Below are 21,430 nucleotides of genomic sequence, written 5' to 3'. Positions count from 1 at the left end.
GTCGCCGCCAACCTTGTTGCCCAATGCCCCGCGCCGCTTTCACCAGCCGCCCGGGGCATTTTGCGTTTTAAGTGTTTAAATGTTTCCGACATGCGGCCAGATAAGACCGTAAGGGAATAATTTTATATTTAGTCGATGCCATTTTTTGTGAATGCACAAAGCAGCCTTGTCGGTGCTTTATGCGGTTTAGCCGTTTTATAGGATGTAATTTCGGCTGACTTAAGCATTGCGTTACTTATGGAGTTGCTGTTTCCGTGGTTTTTGATGGGTTTGGGGGCTATTGCTATTCCAATCGTTATTCATTTGTTGCAGTTACGGCGGCCTCAAAGGCTGCTATTTACCAATACGGCTTTTATCAGAGAGGTTGAGATGGTGACGGTGCGACACCGGAACTTGCAGCATCTGTTGATATTATCGGCCAGAGTGCTGGGCATTGTGGCCCTGGTAATGGTGTTTTGCCAACCTTTTATTCCCGCCCAACGAACTGCTGTAACTCCTTCGACGGGGGTGGACGTACTGGTTGATAATTCATTCAGCATGCAGGGGAAGGCTTTGGGGCAAGGCTCATTGTTTGGAGAAGCTGTTGCGGGAGCTGAGGCGTTGGGGCGTACTGCTGCTTCTGGAGAGCGGTTTCGTTTGATAAATGGTGGGCAGGTGGCGTTGACTAAAGCTGTTTATCAGGCGAAATTGACCGAGTTGAAGCTGGCGGCGCGTAATCCACTGACGATGCTTCGGGAAACTGTTGCCGATGAGAACGAGCGGGGTCGGAGCCTGTATCTATTTGCTGATTTTCAAAAGCAAACATTCAATACTTCGCTCCTAGATAAGCTAGGAAAAAGAGAGACAGTATTAGTACCGGTAGCTGCCAAAGCCGTAGGAAACATTTATGTTGACAGTGTGTGGCTCGACGATGCATTCTTGCGGGTGCGTACGAATGTGGGGCTGCATATACGCTTGCGAAACGGTGGGGTGACAACCGCAACCGACTGTGCTGTGAAAGTATTTCTTGGGGACAGGCAAGCTGCTGCTTACCGAGTGAGCATCCAGCCGGCTCAGGCGGTGACTTCAGTGGTGCAGGTGCAGGTGAGCGACGCTGCATTGGCGCTTGGCCGAGTGGTGACGGAAGATGTGCCAGTGACGTTTGATAACACTTACTACTTCACTTTGCAGCCTGCGGCGGCAATTCGGGTAATGGAGATTGGGGAGGAGCCGATAGCACAGCAGCTTTATGGAAATGAGCCACTGTTTACGTACACGTTTGTAAAGCCAAGAAGTGTAGATTATGGCGCTTTAAGGCAAACTAATCTGGTGTTGGTTCGGGAGTTGGAGCAAGTGGATGCGGGGTTGCGGGAAGCATTGCGGGGAGTGGTGAAGCGGGGGGGAAGTGTAGTGGTGATTCCTTCGGCAGCAAGCAAAGGCCATGAGTCCTATCAGCAGCTATTTAAGGAAATGGGGCTGGGAGCGGTACAATGGGAAACTCGGGCGGGGGCGCCGGAACTACGAGAAGTGGCCATGCCAAATGCCCGGGAACCGTTCTTTCATGATGTATTTGGGGCGCAGCAGCGCGCCGTGACCATGCCGCGGGTGGCACCTGTATTGCGATGGTCACGGACAGGAAATGATATCCTGAGGCTACGGGATGGCGAGAGCTACCTAGCCAGCTTTGCTAGTGGAGCAGGGCAGGTATATGTGTTCTCGGCACCTTTCGCGAAAGAGTATTCAGACTTTGTTTCACATGCGTTGTTTGTACCTGTGATGTACCGGATGGCCATGCTGAGTTACCAGAATGAGCAGCTGCCAGCCTATCAACTGGCGCAGGCAGCGGTGAGCCTGAAGCTACCGGTAGCTGATGTTGCGGATGAAACTGCTCGAGCTGACGAAGCAGGCTTCCGATTGGTGCGCGACAGCTTAACGCTGATTCCGGCGCAACGATTAGTCGGCAGTGACCTGCACCTGGAATTGCCAGCTGGGATGGATGCGCCCGGCTTTTACCAGGTGCAACGGCGTGGGAAGGTAGTAACTACGCTGGCGTTTAATCAGGACAAGGGAGAGTCTAACCTGGTGGCTTATTCGGCGGATGAGTTGCGGCAAATGATTGGGCCAAACCGACCAAATATTCGGGTAGTAGAGGCCGGAGTTGATGGTACTGGGCTGGCAAAATTCCAGGCAGAGCAAACCGGCTATCCGTTGTGGCGCTATTTTCTGGCCTTGGCACTGGCTTGCTTGCTGATTGAAGCCCTGTTGGTGCGGTTCGGGGGGCGAGGCGCACGTGTTAGAATAGCTGGGGCAGTAGCCTGATAACGGCACTAGCCGGTGGCCTGAAGGAATGGAGGCGCGTATCTTTCGGCTTTAATTGCTGCACGCACTATGGCTGATTCTTCCTTACAACCGAAGCTTTCCGGAACTGACTCGTTGGCGGGACTGGCTACGCGACTGGCAGTGCGAGCCGGCTTGGGTGTTGGGCTGCTGGGCGTGATATGGACGGTGGGCCTGCAGCTAACCGGTAATAATGGTTTCGGACCAAAGCAAATAATGGCGCAAATGCTGGTACCATTGGTAGCCGTGGCCAACGAATGGTGGCTCGGGCAGCAGTTGAAACCGGAGAAGCCTGGCCTGGGCCGCTCATTGAAAGTTGGGTTGCTTACAGTGCTTATTGCAGCTGTCGTATCGGGCCTGGGCGTGCTGGGGCTGGCGTATGGCGCCGGTGAAACAGCCTTGGCGCGCAACCGGGCTGAGGTAACCGAGATAGTGCGGGTACAGCAGCTGGAAAACTCTAAGGTGAAGCAAAGCGAAGCGCAAATCCGACAGCAGGAGCAGAATGTGGTCAGTATGACGACGCCGCAGGGCTTAGCCATCAGTACCTTTGAACGCATTCTGCTTTTTGGATTGGTGTTGGCGGTGCCGGGAGGAATATTTTTCCGGGAATAATTCGATTTACCTTTCACTTTTCGCAAACTCATGGAAACAAACACTACTCCGGTAACCACTACAGCAATAGGTCTGCGCTACGGCTTACTGGTTGGCTTAGTAAGTATTATATTCTCCTTCGTACTGTTCGTTACCCAAACCGACCAGTCGCCCGTCAGGTGGCTGGGCCTGGCAGTGTTAATCGGCGGGATGGTGCTGGCGCATAATGCTTACAAACAGGTGAATGGCGGGTTTATGGATTATTCTGAAGGGCTGGGAATAGGCGCTTTGATGAGCGTAATTTCCGGGGCTTTATCGACGGCATTCAGCTACGTTTACATGTCTTTTGTTGACGAAGGCTACATGAGCCGCGTTATGGAAACTACCCGGGCTAAGATGGAAGCCAAGGGCAACATGACCGACGAACAGATTGACCAAGCCATGAGCATGGCGCAAAAATTCAGCTCCGGTGGCTGGATGTTATTATTCGGCATTCTTGGCTCACTGTTGTTCGGTTTCCTGATTGCGCTAGTGGTTTCGGCAATTACTAAAAATTCCAAACCTGAGTTTGAATAAATCATCTGCAACTTTTCCGGTGGAAATTTCCATCGTAATTCCACTGCTGAACGAAGCAGAGTCGTTGCCGGAACTCACGCGCTGGATTGCGCGGGTACTGGAAGCGCGTGGGTTGACCTACGAGGTAATTCTGATTGACGATGGCTCAACGGATGATTCGTGGGCTGTAATTGAAGCCTTGGCGGTGGACGACGCCACGTTGCGCGGCATTCGGTTTAACCGCAACTACGGGAAATCGGCGGCGCTGAATGTGGGCTTTGAGGCCACACGGGGGCGTGTGGTGTGCACTATGGATGCCGACTTGCAGGACTCGCCGGAAGAACTACCGGAGTTGTACCGCATGATTGTGGAGGATAAATACGACCTCGTGAGCGGCTGGAAGCAGAAGCGCTACGACCCGTTGTCGAAGACGATTCCGACCAAGCTGTTTAATGGCGCGACGCGGTGGATGTCGGGCATTCAGCTGCACGATTTCAACTGCGGGCTGAAGTCGTACGACGCGCGCGTGGTGAAGAGCATTGAAGTATATGGCGAGATGCACCGCTACATCCCGGTGATTGCGAAATGGAACGGATTCCGCAAGATTGGGGAGAAAGTGGTGCAGCACCAGGAGCGCAAGTACGGCGTGACTAAATTCGGCCTGGAGCGGTTTGTCTTCGGGTTTCTGGATTTGATGAGCATCACGTTTGTGGGTCGGTTCCGGCGGGCGCCGATGCACTTTTTTGGCACGCTGGGCACGCTTTCGTTTCTGCTGGGACTGCTGATTACACTGTGGCTGACTGGGGAAAAAGTATGGCTGTCGCTGCACAATCTGAAAGCTCGGCAGGTGACGGCACAGCCGTTGTTTTTCCTGGCTTTAACCGCGGTAATTGTGGGCGTGATACTGTTTGTTGCTGGTTTCCTGGGCGAAATGGTACAGCTGAATGGGCCAAAACGCAATGATTACTTGGTGCGGGAAACGATTAATTAAAGTGTTAAAACTTGCTGTCATCCTGAGCAGCGCGGATGACCTTGTCAAATAGGAACGAATTGTTCCAACATGAGAAGGTCCTTCGCTGCGCTCAGGATGACAGATGTTGTCTATGAAGGTTGTAATTATTGGGCCGGCTTACCCGTTGCGCGGTGGATTGGCGACGTATAACGAGCGGCTGGCGCGGGCTTTTAAGGAGGCGGGGGACGAGGCGCGTATTGTCACATTCTCGCTACAATACCCAAACTTTCTATTTCCGGGCCAAACGCAGTTCAGCACCGAGCCAGGACCAACGGACTTGGCTATCGAGGTGAGCCTGAATTCGGTGAATCCACTTTCGTGGCTGAAGGTGGGGCGCAAGCTGCGAGCGGAGCGGCCCGATTTAGTGGTGTTTCGGTTCTGGCTGCCGTTTATGGGGCCGGCGCTGGGCACGGTGGCGCGGCTGGTGCGCGGCAACGGGCACACGCGGGTAGTGGCGATTACGGACAACGTGATTCCACACGAGAAGCGGCCGGGCGATGGGCCGCTGACGCGCTATTTCCTGAGCGCCTGCGATGGATTTGTGACTATGAGCCGTAGTGTGTTGCAGGATTTGCGGGACTTGGGGTTTAGCCGTCAGCCGGCGCTGTACCGGCCGCACCCGCTGTATGATAATTTCGGCCCAACCAAAACCAAAGCAGCTGCGTTAGCGGCGCTGAAGCTAACCGATACTGCCGGTTATCTGCTGTTTTTTGGGTTTATCCGGGCCTATAAGGGGCTGGATATTTTGTTGGAGGCATTCGCAGATGAGAGAGTGGCCGCGCTGCCTGTTAAATTAATTATCGCGGGCGAGTTTTACGAGGATGCGGCGCCGTACGAGGAATTAATTAAGCGGCTGCAACTGGAGAGTCGAATTGTGCGGGCGACGGATTTCATTCCGAATGAGCAGGTAGTAGATTATTTTTGCGCCGCTGATTTGATTATGCAGCCTTACAAAAACGCCACGCAAAGCGGCGTGTCGCAGATTGCCTACCACTTCGAGCGGCCCATGCTGGTGACCGATGTAGGCGGGCTAGCCGAATTGATTCCCAATGGTGTGGTAGGCTACGTGGTTCCGCCCACGTCGGCCGCCATTGCTGACGCCATTGTGGATTTTTACGCCGGGCAGCGGGAAGGAACCTTCGCGGCAGGCGTGCGTGAGCAGAAAAAGCAGTTTTCGTGGCCGGTAATGGTGGCGGCGCTGAAGGAAGTGGCGGGCACCTGACATTCGCCTTGCTCCTGACTTCCGGAAGGATAGCGACACCGGGAATGCCGGGTTATATTAGCATGGGATTCTTAACCTTACTCATGCGAAATACGCTCTTCACCCTAACTGTTTTTTGGGGGCTTATTGCCGGGCTGGCGCGGCCGGCGCTCGCCCAAACGGCGCGCATTGCGCACTTCAGCCACAGCGGTAGTATGGCGACGCTGAATGTATTGGCGGATAATTTTGGGGAGGTGGCACCATATTTTGTGGTGGACAGCATCAAATTTCTGTCGGATACGACAACCTTAGAATACGGTAGTTGGCAGGGCCATCGAAATGTGCCCACCGATAAGACCTCCATCCATCAGTTTAACAGCCGGCTCTGGGGTGATAATCGAGTATCAGCCAAAAGTTATATTGAAGACGTAAGGAGCGCCCGGCCGCAACTAAAGGTTGTTGGCTACGATACGCTACTACCCACCCAGAAACCTACGCCAGTCCTGAAAAAGCAGAAGACCAAGCGCAAAAAATCTGCCTTTATTCCCGTTACGCCAGTCCCACCCCAACACCCCGGCGTGATGCTGGCCGTGGCAGCTATTCTGGTATTAACGGGGGCGGGTTGGCTACTGGGTGAGCGACGAGGAGGAGCACCGATGGCGGTGCGCTGAGTTGATTTTAATTGAATAATTATCGCACAATGAAAAGGCTGTTTTTCCTGCTCTTTCCCGTTGTCCTACTGGTAGCGGGCGCGATGCGGCCAGTGGCTGCCCAAACGGCGCGCATTGCCCACTTCAGTCACAGTGGCAGTGCGGCGACGCTGGATGCGGCGGTGGATAATTTTGGCACACCGCCCAGCCATTTTGTGGCCGATAGCATTGAAATTTTATCGGACAGCACAGCGCGCGAATACGGGAAATGGATGGGTTACCATTCATCGGCTGAAAAGACCAACATCGTGCAGTTTGCTTATCCCAGGCGAAACCCCGCCTATGGGAAATCGGTGAAGGACTACATTGCCGGCCAGCAGAAATACCGACCGCAAGTCAAGGTCATCAAGCACGACACGGTGACGGCTGCGACCAAGCCTGGCTCGGAGATACCCGCACCGAAAAAGCAGAAAACCAAGCGCAAAAAATCTGCGTTCCTGCCTGCCACCCCGGCCCCGCCCCAACACCCTGGCGTCGCACTAGCCGTGGCGGCTATTCTGGTATTGACGGGGGCAGGCTGGTTGCTGGGTGAGCGTCGCCCAGCCCAACCCCAAGCTGTCTAGCCGATGCCAGGAGCTTTTGCCCGCCGCTGGCTGCTGCTGTTTGCCGGGCTGTTTGCACTAACGGTGCCGTTTCGCTACCAAGTGCTGCCCAATGTGGGCGTGTGGCTGCGCCCGGTATTGGAAACTGGGCTGACGGCCCTGACCGGGCCGCGGGCGGCGCTGTTTTCTGATTCGGCGGGGCTGTGGCTGTATGCGGGCTTGCTGGCGGTGGGTACGGCTGTAGCGGCGGCACTGTGGTTGTGGCTCGGGCCCCGCACCCCGGTCGGTGAGGCGCGGCTGAGGTATGGGCTGCACACCGGCGCGGCGTGGTGGCTGGCGCTGCACCTGCTGCTTTACGGATTCGATAAGGTCTTCAAAAGTCAATTCTACCTGCCTGAGCCAAATACGCTCTATACGCCGCTCGGGCAGCTTTCGCCGGACCTAGCTTATTGGAGCGTGATGGGGACCTCTCACGCATACAGCGTGTTTGCGGGGTTGCTGGAGGTGTTGCCGGGGCTACTACTGCTGTGGGGGCGCACCCGGCTGCTGGGCGGGCTGCTGGCGCTGGCAGTGCTGGCCAATGTGCTGGCGCTGAATATCGGGTTTGATATTTCGGTGAAGCTGTGGTCGGGGTTTCTGCTGCTGCTGGCGGGTGTAGTGGCGGGGCCGGGACTGCGCACGCTGTGGGCAGGGCTGGTGGCGGGGCGTTGGGTGCCGCCGACCCGGCCGCTACGCCCAGCGGGCTGGCAGGGGCGAGGAGTGGGGGCCTTGCGCGGCCTGCTGCTGGGAATACTACTGCTGGAAACCGCCGGACCACTCATCGGTCGCGGTGCGTTCGACGATGATGCGGTTCCACGCCCGCTCCTGCATGGGGCCTATGCCGTGCAGCCTGACGTCCCGGCAGCCCCACCGGCCGGCCCACTGCCGCGGCGGGTGTTTGTGCACCGGCAGGGCTACTTCATCACTCAAAGCGCTTCCGACAACTTTCGCAGCTATACCTTACGCTACGCTCCCGGTCGTCTGCTGCTGTGTGACGAAGCCGGCCGGCCCGGCGAGCTACGCTACCACCTCGACAGTGCCGGGCTGCACCTGCGCGGCACCCTCAGCGGCCCCGACTCGGTGCAATGGCTTGCCCGGCCGCTGCCGGGGCGTGAGCTGCCACTGCTGCGGCCAGGGCGATGGTCGGCCGAGAGCGGGGAATAGCGGCGGGTTTATACCTTTAAATCATCACTCAATACCCTAACGGATGTCCACTGATAAAGCTCTGACGCTTGACGAATTCATTGCAGCCCTGCCTGCTGAGCGGCAGTAGCCCGCCGCGCAGGTGTGGCAGTTGGTGCGCCAAGCTATGCCGACGGTATATACCAAACACATTGGCCCGAAATCCCTGGAGTTTCGGGCGGGAAAAGACATGTACATCGGGCTGGCCAACCAGAAAGGCCACCTGAGTCTGTATGTAGTGCCCATATACCTGATGCCCGCCCTCCAGGAACAATTGGCAGCGGCAGCCCCAAGCTGAAAATGGGCAAAGGCTGCGTCGGTTTCAAACAGGTAGAAGAGTTGCCCTCGGAGGCCCTGGCTGGGCTAATTGCTGCCACACCGCCGGCCGGTTATGTAGCCAATCTACAGGCGGTGCGCAGCGCATCGCGCAAGAAGTAGGCGGATTAGATAAAACGCGCAGTAACCTACCGGTCGCGGTAAATTCCCCAGCAGCCCAGCGACTGCGTGCCGTCGCCGGTGGCAGTAAACTCGCCGCCCACCACAATGTCGCCATTGGAGGCCACTACCAGCGCGTGAACCGGGCCGTTGAGGCCGGCCCCATCCAAAGGCTGCCAGGCTCCGGCGTGCCAGCGGGTCAGGTTGCGGGCCGGCTGGCCAGCGGCATGGCTGAAGCTGCCTCCCGCAATGACGTCGCCATTGGCCGCAATGGCTACCGCATTCACGTAGCCATCGAAAGAGGTAGGCGAATAGCCCCAACCATCGCCGGAGGCAGGGTCGAAATGCACCAGGGTGCCATTCTGGGATTGGTATTCGTGTACATGGCTGGTAGCACCAGTGCCCACTACCGATTTGCCGTTAGCCGCCACGGCCAGACAATGGATAAACGGTTCGGCGTGGTTGCCTACCAACAGGTGCCAGCGGCGGCCATCCCAGCGCATCACCGCGGCGTGCTCACGAGGAGCAGCGCCGACAAAGTGCCCGGCTGCCACCACGTCGCCATTGGGGGGCACGGCCAGTGCCCCGAGGTAGGAAGGGTCGGAAAGGTCTTCTGCGCCGGCGGCTGGAAATGGGGTCGGCAACGGCAGCGGCTGCCAGCGCTGGCCATCCCAGCGCCTGATGCCGAAGCTGCCCCCGGCCAGCACCTCCCCGTTGGGAGCCACCACCATCGCGCGCGGAACGGCGGGCAGCCCGGGGCCGAGGGGCTGCCACCGGTGGCCATTCCAGCGGGCAATGTCGCGGATACTATCGGCCCCGTTGGCGATGGCGAATGAGCCAGCGGCCAGCACGTCGCCGTTGGGGGCTACGGCCAGCGCGGTTACGCGGCCCGCGAAACCCGGCCCGAGGCAGCGGCGGTACTGTCCATTCCAGCGGTATATCCGGGTTTGCGCCTGGTAAGAGGTGGAGCCGATGGCATCGGCGTCGAAAAAATTTCCCGCCAGCAGCACGTCGCCGTTGCGAGCTGCCGCCAGTGCCGTTACGCCCCCACCCACATAAGTAGTTGTGGCCGCAAACCCTGCGGGCAGGCTGCCGCTTGGCCAACCGGGGGCCGTAGCAGCCCCCCAATATTTACTATTGCTCAAGCTGGGGGTAGCAGCTTGGTAAGCTTGCCAATCCATGACTTGCCACGCGGTACCATTCCACTGCTCCACAATATCGCGGCGGGTGTCGAAGCCACCATTTTGCGTTACGGTGGTGGCCCTTACCTCGCCTGATGGGGTTACTGTCAGTGTTTCGACCCGGCCCTTCAGGCCGGGGCCCAGGTCCTGCCAGGCACGGCCATCCCAGCGGGCTACGTAGTTGGAGCTGTTGCCGTGCGCATCAAATAACAGGCCGCCTGCCAGCACCTCGCCGCGCGGGGTCAGCTCCAGCGCCACGGCGCTGCGGTGCACGTCGGCCGGGCCGAGGGGCTGCCAGCCCGAGCCGGTCCAATGGGCCACCGTTCGGATTTCGTACGTCTCATACGGAAAATACCCGTAGGCCACCAGGTCGCCGGTGGCGGCGACGACCAGTTTCCAGATGCTGACGCGGCGTTCGGGGCGGGCATTAGCCGGGGCCGGATTGGGAGCCAGCGGCTGCCAGCGGCGGCCATCCCAGCTCAGTACTTCGGATGGGTGGCCAGACCCGTATAAGAATCCGGCCAGCACATCCCCATTGGGCGCAATGGCCAGGGTGTTTATATGGCTGCTGGGCCAGCTGCCCACGGGCTGCCAGTGGTGGCCATCCCAGCGGGTAACGACGCTACGCGGGCCGTTTGCGCTGTCGGCCACGGTGCCCGCCGCCACCAGTCCGCCGGCCGGCAGGGCGCACAAGGCCGTGATTTCGGTGAAAGAGCCGGGCCCTTCACCCAAGGGCTGCCAATGGTGGCCGTCCCACCGAACTACAAAGTCGGCATTGGGGTGGCCGCCCACGTTGGTGAAATTCCCGCCCACAATCAGCTCGCCATTGGGTTGGAGCAGCACGGCGCGTACCCCTCCGGTCAGGCCCGGTTGGTGGAAGCCGGGGAGCCAACCCGGCTGGGCTAGGGCGGCGGGAGTAGTGAGGCTACACAGCAGCAGTAGTAGCCACCCTGCAGGGGCGCACAAACGCAAGGAAAAAGTAGCGCGCATAGTCAGTCAGAACAAAGAAGCTGGCAGCAAGTAGCTGTAATGAAACGTGTGAGGCCTACCGGTCACGGAGGATGTTGATATGCCACATGGCCAGCCCGTCGTTGCTGGTTGAAGAGCTGCCGACCACGACAATATCGCCATTGGGGGCTGCGGCCAGCGCCTGCACCGGTCCACCCTGGCCGGACAGGGCCTGCCAGCTGCCGCTGTGCCAGTGGGCCAGGTAGCTGGCGGGGGCACCATTGAGGCTAGTGAAAGAGCCGCCAGCAATAATGTCGCCGTTGGCGGCCATCACCACCGCGTACACATAGTCATTGAACCGAGCGGGCAGGGGCGGCTGGCTGAAAATGTTGGTGGTGTCGGCCCGCCACACGTTGCCCCACGAGGAGCTATTATCACTAGCCCCCGTCCCCACTAGTATCTCGCCGCTATGGCCCAAGGCCAGGCAGCTGACAAATGAATTGACGCCCCCGCGCAGCAGGTGCCAGCGCCGCCCGTCCCAATGGGCCACGGCCACGTCGTAGTAAGGTTTGCAGCAGGCAAAGCGGCCTCCGGCCAGTACACCGCCATCGGGCGTTACAACCAATGCCGTGATGGAGGGGGCGATGAACTGGGAAGCCGAATCGGCTGGTATGGGCAGCGCCAGGGCCTGCCAGCGGTGGCCATCCCAGCGGCGCAGGCCGAAGTCGCCCCCAGCCCAGATATCGCCGCTGGGGAGTGCAGCCAGCGCGCGAACAGTTGCCGGCAAGCCAGTGCCCAGCGGCTGCCAGCGGCGGCCATCCCAGTGCGTTACCACGCTGCCCATTTGGTTGGCGTCCGGCCTTATGCCCGCCACCAGCAGTTGGCCGTTGGGCAGCGAGTGTAGCGCCGTGAGCTGAGTGAGTGGCCCCGGTCCCTCGCCCAGCGGTTGCCAATGGTGGCCGTCCCAGCGGGCCACGTAGTCGGCGGTAGAGTGGCCGCCCGCATCGGTGAAGGTGCCACCCGCCACTATGTCGCCGTTGGCCTGCACCAGCACGGCCGTTACCGGCCCGTTCAGGCCGGGCGGGTGGTTGCCGGGCCGCCAGTGCCCCTGCGTTTTGGCGGCCCGGCAGCCGCCCATCAGTAGCCCTACCAGCCAGCAGTGAAGCAAAACTTTATACATACAACGAGGCCGGAAACCGCACGGGAAAGTGAGAATGCGGTCCCGGCCATCCCATAGATGCCGGGCGGGCGCATTCTGCACAAGCTTACCGCGCCACGCTTTCGCGCACGGCTTGTAGCACCTTTTCGGCCGGCAAATCCTCCATGCAGCTGGTACCAAGCTTGCAGCTGCCGCGATAGAAGCAGATGCACTCCTTGTTGGGTTGCACGAGCTGGCCCCGGCCGTAGAGGTCGAATTCGTGGGGGTTGAAGATGTTGTTCATCAGGATGGTGGGCTTGCGTAGGGCGATGCTGATGTGCATGCCCATGGTTACCTGCGTCACGATGCCGTCCATCTGGTTCATCAGGTTGATGAACTGGGGCAGGGGGAAGGTGCCGAGGTAGGCGGCGCCGGTGGCGGAGTGCAGCTCGCGGTTGCGGGCATCTTCGGCCTCGCCGCCCAGCAGCACGGGGGTGTAGCCCGCCATTTGCAGGCCCTCTATCAGCTCAATCCACTTTTCGGTGCTCCAGAGGCGGGTGGTCCACCGGTCGCCGCAGCCGGTGTTGAGGCCGATGCGGGGGTGGGCAGCGGGCAACGCACTCCAGTCGTAGCCCTTGTCGTCGTGGGTGTCGAATACGTATTCTTCGCCCCGGAAATCGAAGCCGCAGAGTTCGAAGATTTCCTGGACGTAGGGCTTGGTATTGGCCTGGCTCACCTGGTCGAAAATGCCGGTGAGGTACTTGTGCTCGGCCAGCTGGTTTACGGGCCAGGCCACGCCGTCGTAGGGTCGCAGGGCGTAGCCGTATTTCTCCTTGGCCGTGATGTTGTTCAACAGGGCGCAGGCTTCCTTTTCCTTGTCGAGGTTGATGGCGACGTCGAACTCGCGGGACTGGAGCTGCAAGGCACTGGCAAAATCGAGCTTGAGAATCTCCTCAATCTCGGATTGTGGCAGAATGGCGGGCGTGAGTGTGAGCCAGGTGATGTAGCAGCCCGGTCGCTCCTGGCGCAGGCGCCGTAGCAGCGGGGTAGTCCGAATAACGTCGCCAATGGCCCCGAGCTTGATAATCAGAATCCGACTGGTGACGGGGGCATACACCGGGCAGCCGTCGCATACGTAGCCCTCGGTTTTGTTGGGGCGGCAGGGGAGGTCGCCGCGAAAGTGGCGGCAGTCGGGATGAACAACAACGTTCAAAAGTTCGGACACAGAGAGTAGGAGCGAGTGAAGCCGTAAAAATAGGGCCGGACCGACGCACAAAAGCCGTTGCTGCCCAACGGGGCAACAACGGCTTTTGCGGATAATCACAGGTATTATTCAACCACGAGCGGCGCGCTGGCCGCGTCGCAGCGCACCGTGTAGAGGCCGGGTGCCAGGCCCGCCAGGTTCAGCGGCACGGCAGAGGCATCGGCGGGCAGGCTGAAGCGGCGCAGCTCGCGGCCCACCACATCGAGCAGAAGCACCGTACGTACCTGGGGCAGGGCCGGCAGATTAAGCTTGGTGGTACCCTGAGCAGGGTTGGGGTAGAGGGCCAGCGCCGACAGAGGCCGGGCCACCGTGCGCACGGCGGAGTAGGTGGCAGTGCCATCGGTGTCTACCTGTTTCAGGCGGTAGTAGAGCTGCGGGGCGGAGGCGGGCAGGGTGGCATCAGTGAAGGCGTAATCAGTCGGGGCCGTGCGGTTGCCTTGCGCCGGCACCTGAGTCAGTGCCTTGAAGGTGGTGCCGTCGGTGCTGCGCTCCACCTGAAAATATGCGCTGGACCGCTCGCTGGCCGTGCGCCATGCCAGAGCCACCCCAGTGCCCTGGGCCGTCGCCGAAAAGGCCGTCAGCTCAACGGGCAGGGGCGTGGAAGGGTCGCCGAGGGCCCACTGGGAGAAGCCGCTCACCCCGGCCAGGGTGATACGGTTGTTGAGGGCATCGCGGGAGTGCGGGGCATTTTGGGCGGTCCAGGGGCCAGCCGCGCTGCTGGTGGAGCGGTAGAAAATGAGCTTGTTTTCGGGCAGGCCGTTAAGCTCTTCGTCGCGGTAGCGCGCTTCCATCGTCACGTTGAGGCCGTTAGAATTGGCTGCCTGGATATCAAAATAGCGGCTGATGCCGAAGTGGCCAGCCCCCGTGGGCGCCGTGCCCGTGACGCGGCGCACGGTAGTAGCGCCAGGCAGTACGGCACTCGTCGCCGCCGGGGTAAGGGTCAGGCCCATGCCGCCGAAATCCTGGCTCTGGCCGGCCGTGGTGAGGGCGCGCGTGGCCAACAGATTGCCGATAAGGTAGCCCGTACCAGCTTCCGCAACCGTGGCCGTGGGGCCGAGCGTGGCATCGAAAGCACCCGTGCGCAGCGGTCCGTCGGACAGTGTCAGGGCTTGGGTGGCGGTCAGGTTTTGGGAAAGGGTGAGGCCGGTGGGGTTGGTCAGCGTGAAGCTGGCCACGCTGGCTGGCAGGCCCGTGCCGGTCACCTGGGCCTGGCTGCCATTGTACAGATAAGACGCGTCTGGCGACAGGCTGCGGGTGCCCGACAGCTTCACGGCTCCGGTGGCTGAGCCGTTGACCAGGCCGGCGGCATCGCACACGCCCAGGGTGGCCCCGGCGGCCAGCACGAAGTTGCCCTTGCCCACCAGCGGCTGGCAGTTGGTGAGTAGCACGCCACCCGCCTGCACCGTGAGCGTGCCAATAACGCGGGTGCTGTCGGTGAGCTGGGCCACGCCGGTGCCCGTCACGGTCAGGTCGTTGAAAATGCCGAAGGGGACCGTAGTAGGGCTGGCCAGGGCACCCGTGCTCACGGTGCGGTTTTCGGCCACAATGTAGTCGTGGGGCGTCGTCACGCTGCCATCGTCGTTGGTGATGACGACGGGGCCCGTGGTGGCCCCCGTTGGCACAATAGCCTCCAACTCGGTATCAGAAATGATGGTGAACGAGGCGGGCACGCCATTAAACGTCACGCTGGTGACGGCCGGGGCGGTGGAAGCGGTGGCTTTGCCACCTGCCGGCCCCCGTCGGAAGAACGAGCCAAAGAACGAAGTGCGCCCGCCCCAGTAGCTGTAATAGGGCGTGAAGCTGGTGAACGTGGGCGGCTGCAACAGGTAGAAAGAGACGCCGTTGCTGGTGCCGTTGGAAGTGGTCACAGTGACATTGCCGCTGCTGGCCCCGGTGGGCACCAGCACGTTGGTAATCTGGGTGCCGGCGGCGTTCACCACAAAACCACTGTTAACTGTGACGCCACCTGGGAAGGTGATGGCATAAGCTCCGGTCAGGTTGGTGCCGTTCAGGGAGATGTAGCTGCCAGTGGTAGCGGAGCCCGGGTTGAGGCTGGTGAGAGTGGGAGAGGGCAGCACTGTGAAGACCGAAGTGGTGACGCCGGTGCCGCTGCCCGTCGTGACGCCCAATGGACCGGTAGTGGCCCCCGCCGGCACAGTGGCCGTGAGCTGGGTGCTCGAATTGACCACAAAGCTCGCCGACATGCCGTTGAACGTAACCTGGGTTACACTCACGAAGTAGTTGCCCGTAATCATCACCGAGGTGCCGACGGGGCCCAGTGAGGGACCGTAGCCGGTGATAACCGGGGCCGGCAGCAGCGAGAAGGGGCTGCCGCTGCTGCCCGTGCCGCCCGCCGCCGTTACTGAAATGGAACCTGTGCCGGAGCCGGTAGCTACCACGGCCCGCACCTCACTATCATTAATAAAGGTGAAACTGGTGGCGGCAACGCCGTTGAACTTTACCGCCGTAGTGCCCGTGAAACCGGTGCCCGTGATAACGACCGTGGTGCCCACCGGCCCGCTCGTGGGCGTGAAGCTGGTGATGTTGGGCGGCGAGGCTGTGACGAGGAAGTTGGTGCTGCTACTGGTAGTGCCGTCGGAAGAAACGAGCCGGATGCGGCCCGTGGTGGCGCCTGCCGGCACGGTCACGGTAATCTGGGTGGCTGAGTTGATGACGAATCCCGGGGCGTTGGTGTTGTTGAACATGACGGCCGTGGTGCCCAGAAAGCCCGTGCCCGTGAGTACAATGCTGGTGCCCGCCGGCCCGGTGCCGGGCGAAAAGCTGGTGAGCGTGCGCGCCGTTGGCCCATCATAGAAGCCCACGGCTGTCATGGCCTTGCTGGTGTCGCCCACTGCGGAGAAGGCCCCACCCGCGGCCAGGATGTTGCCGGCCAGGCCCAGCGCATAGGCATCCGCATCGAGGCCGGTGCCCAGCGGACGCCAGGCGTTGCCGTCCCAGCGGCCAATGTTGCGCAGGGGCACGTTGGGCGCGTAGGAGCTGCTAAGGCCGGCCGTAAAGCTGCCCCCCGCATACACATCGGTGCCATTCACCGCCAGAGCGTACACAATGCCGTCGTAGAGGCCGGTGCTGAACCCGTTGGGGCTGCCGGTACTGGTCAGGCTGGACCAGACCGAGCCGTTCCATTTGGCAATTTTGTCGGCCCGTGCCCCGCCGGCCACAAACCCGCCGCCGCCCGCTTCGTAGAAGCTGCCGCCCACGTAGAGTGCCCCGTTGGCCACGACCAGGGCATTTACCTCGCTATTCACACCGTTGTTAGTGCCGCTGCCCAGGGTGCTCCAGGTGGTGCCGTTCCACTGGGCAATGTTGTTGGCGGCCACGCCGCCGGCCGACGAGAAGTTGCCGCCCACGTAAAGTGTTGTGCCTTGCAGTGCCAGCGCTCGGGCCACAAAGTTCACCCCATTGGCCGATGCCGAGCCCACCGGGCCCCAGGCCGCGCCGTTCCAGCGGGCCAGGTTGTTGACGGCCACGCCCCCGGCCGTTGTGAGCTGGCCGCCCGCATACACGTCGGTACCGTTGGTGGCCAGCGCATACACGGTGCCACCCGTGCCGGTACCCAGGCTGCTCCAGGCCGAGCCGTTCCAGCGGGCCACGCTGCCGGTGGCAAGGCCCCCCGCGTTGGGAAAGGAACCGCCCACGTACAGGTCGGTACCATTGGTAGCCAGTGCGTACACGTAGTTGTTCGTCCCATTGGCCGCGCCGGTGCCCAGACTGCTCCAGGCCGAGCCGTTCCAGCGGGCCACGTAGTTGGCTGCCACCGTGCCCACGGCCGTGAATTCGCCCCCGATATAGACATTGCTGCCTACTACGGCCACAGCCCGCACGTAGCCATTGGCCCCGGTGCCCGTGCCGGTACCCAGGCCGCTCCAGGCCGAGCCGTTCCAGCGGGCTACGCGGTTGGCGATGGCGCCGCCTGCCACCGTGAAAATACCGCCTGCGTACACATCCGTGCTCGTCGCGCTCAGGGCCAGTACCGGGTAAGTGCCGGTGCCCAGGCCGACCCAGGCGGTGCCCGTCCATTTTACCAGCCCGGGCGAGCTGGTGCCGCTGGGGGCGTTGAACTGCCCGCCCACGTACACCTCGGTGCCCACCGCCGCCAATGCACTCACCGTGCTGCCCAGGGAAAACCCATTGGTAGCCCCGACTGTCAGCGAGCTCCAGCCACTGGCCGAAGTCCACCGGGCCACGTAGTTCGCGGCTATTCCACCCCCGAAGCTCGTTCCACCCACGTAGCGGAAGGTGCCGCCCACGTACACGGTGGCGCCGGCCACCGCAATGGCGTTCACGGTGTTGTCGGTGCCGTTGGTGCTGCCCGTACCCAGGGCACTCCAAGCCGTGCCATCCCACCGGGCCACGTAGCTGGCCGCCGTTCCGCCCGCCTGCGAGAAGTTGCCGCCCACGTACATGTCCGTGCCCGATAAGGTGAGGGCGAATACCGTGTTGTTGACGCCGTTGGTGGTGCCGGTGCCAAAGCTGCTCCAGGTGGTGCCATCCCAGCGGGCCACTCCTCTGGCCGTCACGCCGCCGGCGGAGGAAAAGCGCCCGCCTACATACAGGTTGCCATTGGTTGCGATGGCTAAGGCATAAACGAGGTCATTGACGCCATTGGTGCTGCCCGTGCCCAGGGTACTCCAAGCCGTTCCGTCCCATTTGGCCAGCCGGTTGGTTACCAACTTGCCGGCTTTGGTAAACGAGCCCCCCACGTACAAGTCGCCGTTGGCGGCCAGGGCCAGGGCGCGCACGTCCGAGTTCACGCCATTGCTGCTGCCCGTGCCCAGCGCGCTCCAGGCTGTGCCATTCCAGAGGGCCACGTTGTTGGCGGGCACCCCACCGGCCACGCTGAACGTGCCGCCCACGTAAATGCGCGTGCCGGACCGCACCACGGCCCGCACCGTGCCGTTCAGCCCGTTGGGCAGGCCAAAACCATCGGCCCATTTCTCATCGCCAGCTCCTTTGATGCGGGCCACGCGGGCAGGTCGGAAGATGGGATGCCCGTCGGCCCCGTTTTCCATCACAAACTGCCGGGCATCGAAGGAGCCCTTGAGGCCGGCGCGCAGGGTGCCGTCGGGGTTGAGGGCACTCGCCAGCGAGGGAGTAGGGCTGGTCGGCTCCGTGCCGGTAGCACGGGCGGCACCGGCCAGCCCCAAGGCCAGCCACACCAACACGACCAACCGGCCTAAACGGCCCTCCGAAAGATTAAAAGGTAAAGAGTTAAGCACGGAAAAAGAAAAAGAGGCCTGATGAAAATTGCCACAAAGTTTCCATCAGGCCCACCGGCGTCACAATACCCAGTTCCGGGTATTTTGGGCTGTCAACCTGCTTTTCTACGCTGAATCAAGTTAAGAACCGGGGCGTACCAACCCACGCTCAAAGCAGAAGCGGCATTTGGGCGTGGCTCAGACCAGCTTCTACCTGGTAGAGGCCGGGCGTGAGGCCAGCCGTGGGCAGCGTTAGCTCCTGGCAGCAAGCGGGCATGGTGGCGCGGGCGGCCACGTGGCCCAGGGCATCGCGCATGGTAACAGGCAGCGCCGCTATAGCTGCTGTGGGTAGGCGCAGGGTGGCAATAGTGCCCGCCATAGTCGGGGTCGGGAACACCGCCAGCGGGGCCGCACCGGCCACCTGGTGCCTGCTCGTCAAGAGGCCGGTATTCCTCAGCGTGGCCACAAATACATTACCACTATAGGAGCAATTGGCGAGGGTGGTGGGACCGAAGGTGGCGCGGCCGTGCAATTGGCAAAAGCTTTCTGGCAATAATTATTGCCAGAAAGCTTTTGCCAAGTTTTTACGACAATATAGATTTTAAAATTATTTATGCCAAAGCCCGTTGACGGAGTCATCAAAATTATCCCGTCGGCTTCTCACGCTCTTTATCGCTACCCCAGATGCCCCAACGCTTTTCTCACCAAACCGGCCCCCGGAGCTACCAATTGGCTGGGCAACTGCTTCGCGCCTACTACGGCCTTACGCAGGACTGGCTGGCGCACTACCTGGCCGTGCCCCGCTCTACAGTGTCGATGGATGAGATAGGTCGCGCCAGCTTGCCAGTGGGCAGCCTGCTGCGTCAGCTGCCCCTGATACAAGGCCTACCCGCGCCCGACGGCCCGGCCCCCGAACCATCGGCCGAGCCTACCGCCGCGGGAAAAGCCGCCGCCCAGCTCCTGCTAGCCAAACGCGAGCGCGAGGTGCGGTACGAAATGTTACGCTTGAAGCGCCAGCAGGAAAAGCTGCTTGTGCGGCTGCGCCAGGTGCGCCTGCGGCTCCAAACCCTGCCCGCCGCGTTGGCTTCATTGGCCCCCGCCCCGGCCGATGAGCGCCAACGCCGCGTGCTGGGTTACTGGGCCGAAGATGCCCCCGGCCAGCTCCGCGACGACGAAGCCGCACTGGCCATGCTCAACCTGCGCCAGCGCGTGCTAGCCTTCGAGTTGGCCGAGCTGGAAACAATGCTGGCTACGCCAGTGACTCCGGCCGAATAGGTAACTACTCCACCACCAGCCGGCCCGAGGCCGCGCCGCAGCGCACCACGTAGAGGCCGGGCGCGAGGCCGGTGAGGTCGAGCGTGGCGCTGGTGGCGCAGGCGGCAATGGCATAGGTACGGATGACCCGGCCGGCTGCATCTGAGATGGTAGCTGTAGTGGGCGCAGCAACAGTGAGCAGCTGCACAGTAGCTTGGCCATGGGCCGGATTGGGAGAGCATGTGAGTGCCGCTTCGGCCGTACTCGTGCGCGTGGCCAGGGTGGTCGCGTTGGCCAGCTTGGCCAGTACCGCATCGCCGTAGTTGGGATACGTAACGGTAGGTGCGTAGCTGCCGGTGAGCGTGGTGTTGCCCAGGGTCAGGCCGCCGCGAAAAGTGCCCGTCATGTAAAGACCATTGTTGGCATCGAGAGAAATAGCGGTGGGACTGAGTCCGCTACTCAGGGTAGGCTGGGGCACTGGTGCAACATAGCGCCACTGGCCAGCGGTGTTCAGCGTAGCTACGAAAAGCAGCAGGTCGGTACCGGTTGAGGCGAGCGGCTGGCTGCCCAGCGTGGCCTGCACGGAGCCGGTAAAGCCCACCAGGCCGCCCAGGGTTACGGCATTGCCTGCCGCATCCACGGCGAGGGGGCCAGCCACGGCCAGGCCGCTGCTAGCGGGCGAAAATTGCCGTACCACGCCCCACTGTCCGTTGGCCGACAGCTGTCCTACAAACCCGGCAAAGCTGGTGGGGCCGCCGCCGGTGGGTGCCACCAGCGTCGTAGTGCCCAAGGCCGTGCCGTTGGCACCCCGGCCACTCACCCACAAGGCTCCTGATGCCGTGTAGGCGGCCCCGATAGTCCAGCTGCTGGTACTGCTGGCACCGCTGCCCACGGCCCAGTCCCACTGGTTGGCCGGGCTGAGCTGGGCTACGACATAAGATTGGTCGGTGCCAGCCGGGGCCGTCAGGGTGGTGGTGCCAAAGGTGATATCACCGGCGCGCTGACTCGTAGCCACGGCTACCTGGCCCGCATTGCCCACCGCAACGGTGACAGCTGTCAGAGCTCCCGTAGTGCCCCCTGAAGCGGCGGCCCCTTGCCATTGGCCAGCGGCGTTCAGGCGAGCTACAAACACAGCACCACCGGTCGCCCCCGAGCTCGCAGGCAGGGCTGTGGTACCAAAAGTAGGTGTGCCGACATAGCTGCCCGCCACCACCACACCGCCCGTGCTAGGGTCGAGGGCTACGGCTGATGTATTTAAGCCACCCGAGCTTACCGCCGTCGTTTGCACCCATTGGCAGATGCCTGCGCTGTTGAGGCGAACCACAAACATGCCCCAGACCGGAAGGCTGGTGGTGGTTAAGGACTGAACCTGGCCTCCTACCAATATTGACGTGCCAAACACGGTGCCGGTCGCGTACACGTCACCGGTCGCCGTAGCAGCTATGCCCGTCACCTGTGTATAATAGCCATTGCTGCTGTTAGCACCTGTTGCAACCACTGGCATCATCCAGGCCCATTGCCCGGCCGCAGTGGCTTGCGCCACAAACCCCGTCCGTCCGGCTACGGTGCTGCCTATATTACCAAAGCTGCGAACTGGTGCCCCATTGCCACCCGTTATGCCGGGTTCCTGCAATCCGCTGATGTATACTCGGCCAGCGGCGTCGGTTGCTACGGCGGTACCCTTGGCCGAGCTATTGTCGGTGGGCGAGGGGTTGGTCGTTTGCAGGCCCCACTGCCAGGCGGGCGCCTGGGCCAGCGCCCCGCCCGTGCAGAGGCAGAAGGCGGCCGACAAAGCAAGAATAAACGAAAAGAATCGAGTAAAAGTAGGAACCATAAGTAATGAAAA

General features: G+C 61.4%; 16 protein-coding genes. 10 read left to right on the top strand and 6 right to left on the bottom strand.

Features of this window, described 5'->3' with window-relative positions:
- Positions 1 to 237: 237 nt before the first annotated feature.
- From J4E00_RS04270 to J4E00_RS04230, 9 genes are all read left to right on the top strand, one after another.
- Positions 238 to 2,298: a BatA domain-containing protein gene (locus J4E00_RS04270; protein ID WP_208173761.1), complete on the top strand. Its 2,061-nt coding sequence runs from the start codon at positions 238 to 240 to the stop codon at positions 2,296 to 2,298.
- Between the two features lie 69 nt (positions 2,299 to 2,367).
- Positions 2,368 to 2,928 (top strand): DUF4199 domain-containing protein, encoded by a 561-nt coding sequence (locus J4E00_RS04265; protein ID WP_208173760.1) that lies wholly within the window; start codon positions 2,368 to 2,370, stop codon positions 2,926 to 2,928.
- Positions 2,929 to 2,958: 30 nt separating this feature from the next.
- Positions 2,959 to 3,483 carry a DUF4199 domain-containing protein gene (locus J4E00_RS04260; RefSeq protein WP_208173759.1) on the top strand — a complete coding sequence of 175 codons (525 nt, stop codon included), beginning with the start codon at positions 2,959 to 2,961 and terminating at the stop codon, positions 3,481 to 3,483.
- 19 nt (positions 3,484 to 3,502) lie between these two features.
- On the top strand, positions 3,503 to 4,453 hold the full coding sequence (locus J4E00_RS04255) for a glycosyltransferase family 2 protein (protein WP_317196588.1): 951 nt from the start codon (positions 3,503 to 3,505) through the stop codon (positions 4,451 to 4,453).
- A 112-nt stretch (positions 4,454 to 4,565) separates the two neighbouring features.
- Positions 4,566 to 5,696, top strand: coding sequence for a glycosyltransferase (locus tag J4E00_RS04250; RefSeq protein ID WP_208173757.1), 1,131 nt, complete (start codon positions 4,566 to 4,568; stop codon positions 5,694 to 5,696).
- Between the two features lie 83 nt (positions 5,697 to 5,779).
- Positions 5,780 to 6,346: a hypothetical protein gene (locus J4E00_RS04245; RefSeq protein WP_208173756.1), complete on the top strand. Its 567-nt coding sequence runs from the start codon at positions 5,780 to 5,782 to the stop codon at positions 6,344 to 6,346.
- Between the two features lie 29 nt (positions 6,347 to 6,375).
- Positions 6,376 to 6,948 (top strand): hypothetical protein, encoded by a 573-nt coding sequence (locus tag J4E00_RS04240; protein WP_208173755.1) that lies wholly within the window; start codon positions 6,376 to 6,378, stop codon positions 6,946 to 6,948.
- 3 nt (positions 6,949 to 6,951) lie between these two features.
- The gene (locus tag J4E00_RS04235) at positions 6,952 to 8,130 is read left to right on the top strand and encodes a hypothetical protein (RefSeq protein WP_208173754.1); all 1,179 of its coding nucleotides are present in this window, start codon (positions 6,952 to 6,954) and stop codon (positions 8,128 to 8,130) included.
- 145 nt (positions 8,131 to 8,275) lie between these two features.
- Complete coding sequence (locus J4E00_RS04230) at positions 8,276 to 8,446, top strand: hypothetical protein (protein ID WP_208173753.1); 171 nt, start codon at positions 8,276 to 8,278, stop codon at positions 8,444 to 8,446.
- A gap of 166 nt (positions 8,447 to 8,612) precedes the next feature.
- Here J4E00_RS04230 and J4E00_RS04225 read toward each other — a convergent pair whose 3' ends face one another.
- The 5 genes from J4E00_RS04225 to J4E00_RS04205 all read right to left on the bottom strand — a co-directional run bounded on the left by J4E00_RS04225 (position 8,613) and on the right by J4E00_RS04205 (position 18,883).
- A complete protein-coding gene (locus tag J4E00_RS04225; protein ID WP_208173752.1) occupies positions 8,613 to 10,754 on the bottom strand; it encodes a WD40 repeat domain-containing protein in 2,142 nt (713 codons plus the stop codon).
- A gap of 55 nt (positions 10,755 to 10,809) precedes the next feature.
- The gene (locus J4E00_RS04220; protein WP_208173751.1) at positions 10,810 to 11,892 is read right to left on the bottom strand and encodes a WD40 repeat domain-containing protein; all 1,083 of its coding nucleotides are present in this window, start codon (positions 11,890 to 11,892) and stop codon (positions 10,810 to 10,812) included.
- Positions 11,893 to 11,977: 85 nt separating this feature from the next.
- Complete coding sequence (locus tag J4E00_RS04215) at positions 11,978 to 13,075, bottom strand: glycosyltransferase family 9 protein (RefSeq protein WP_208173750.1); 1,098 nt, start codon at positions 13,073 to 13,075, stop codon at positions 11,978 to 11,980.
- Between the two features lie 104 nt (positions 13,076 to 13,179).
- Complete coding sequence (locus J4E00_RS04210) at positions 13,180 to 18,351, bottom strand: IPT/TIG domain-containing protein (protein WP_208173749.1); 5,172 nt, start codon at positions 18,349 to 18,351, stop codon at positions 13,180 to 13,182.
- A 148-nt stretch (positions 18,352 to 18,499) separates the two neighbouring features.
- The gene (locus tag J4E00_RS04205; protein ID WP_208173748.1) at positions 18,500 to 18,883 is read right to left on the bottom strand and encodes a hypothetical protein; all 384 of its coding nucleotides are present in this window, start codon (positions 18,881 to 18,883) and stop codon (positions 18,500 to 18,502) included.
- Between the two features lie 131 nt (positions 18,884 to 19,014).
- Here J4E00_RS04205 and J4E00_RS04200 point away from each other — a divergent pair, with 131 nt between their 5' ends.
- Positions 19,015 to 19,605 carry a hypothetical protein gene (locus J4E00_RS04200; RefSeq protein WP_208173747.1) on the top strand — a complete coding sequence of 197 codons (591 nt, stop codon included), beginning with the start codon at positions 19,015 to 19,017 and terminating at the stop codon, positions 19,603 to 19,605.
- A gap of 4 nt (positions 19,606 to 19,609) precedes the next feature.
- Here the strand turns inward: J4E00_RS04200 and J4E00_RS04195 are convergent, their stop codons facing one another.
- Positions 19,610 to 21,418 carry a T9SS type A sorting domain-containing protein gene (locus J4E00_RS04195; RefSeq protein WP_208173746.1) on the bottom strand — a complete coding sequence of 603 codons (1,809 nt, stop codon included), beginning with the start codon at positions 21,416 to 21,418 and terminating at the stop codon, positions 19,610 to 19,612.
- Positions 21,419 to 21,430: the final 12 nt, after the last annotated feature.

The sequence above is a fragment of the Hymenobacter negativus genome (assembly GCF_017571495.1).
Classification (GTDB): domain Bacteria; phylum Bacteroidota; class Bacteroidia; order Cytophagales; family Hymenobacteraceae; genus Hymenobacter; species Hymenobacter negativus.
The sequence above is the reverse complement of the archived record's forward strand: the minus strand, read 5'-3'. Positions and strand labels throughout refer to the sequence as shown.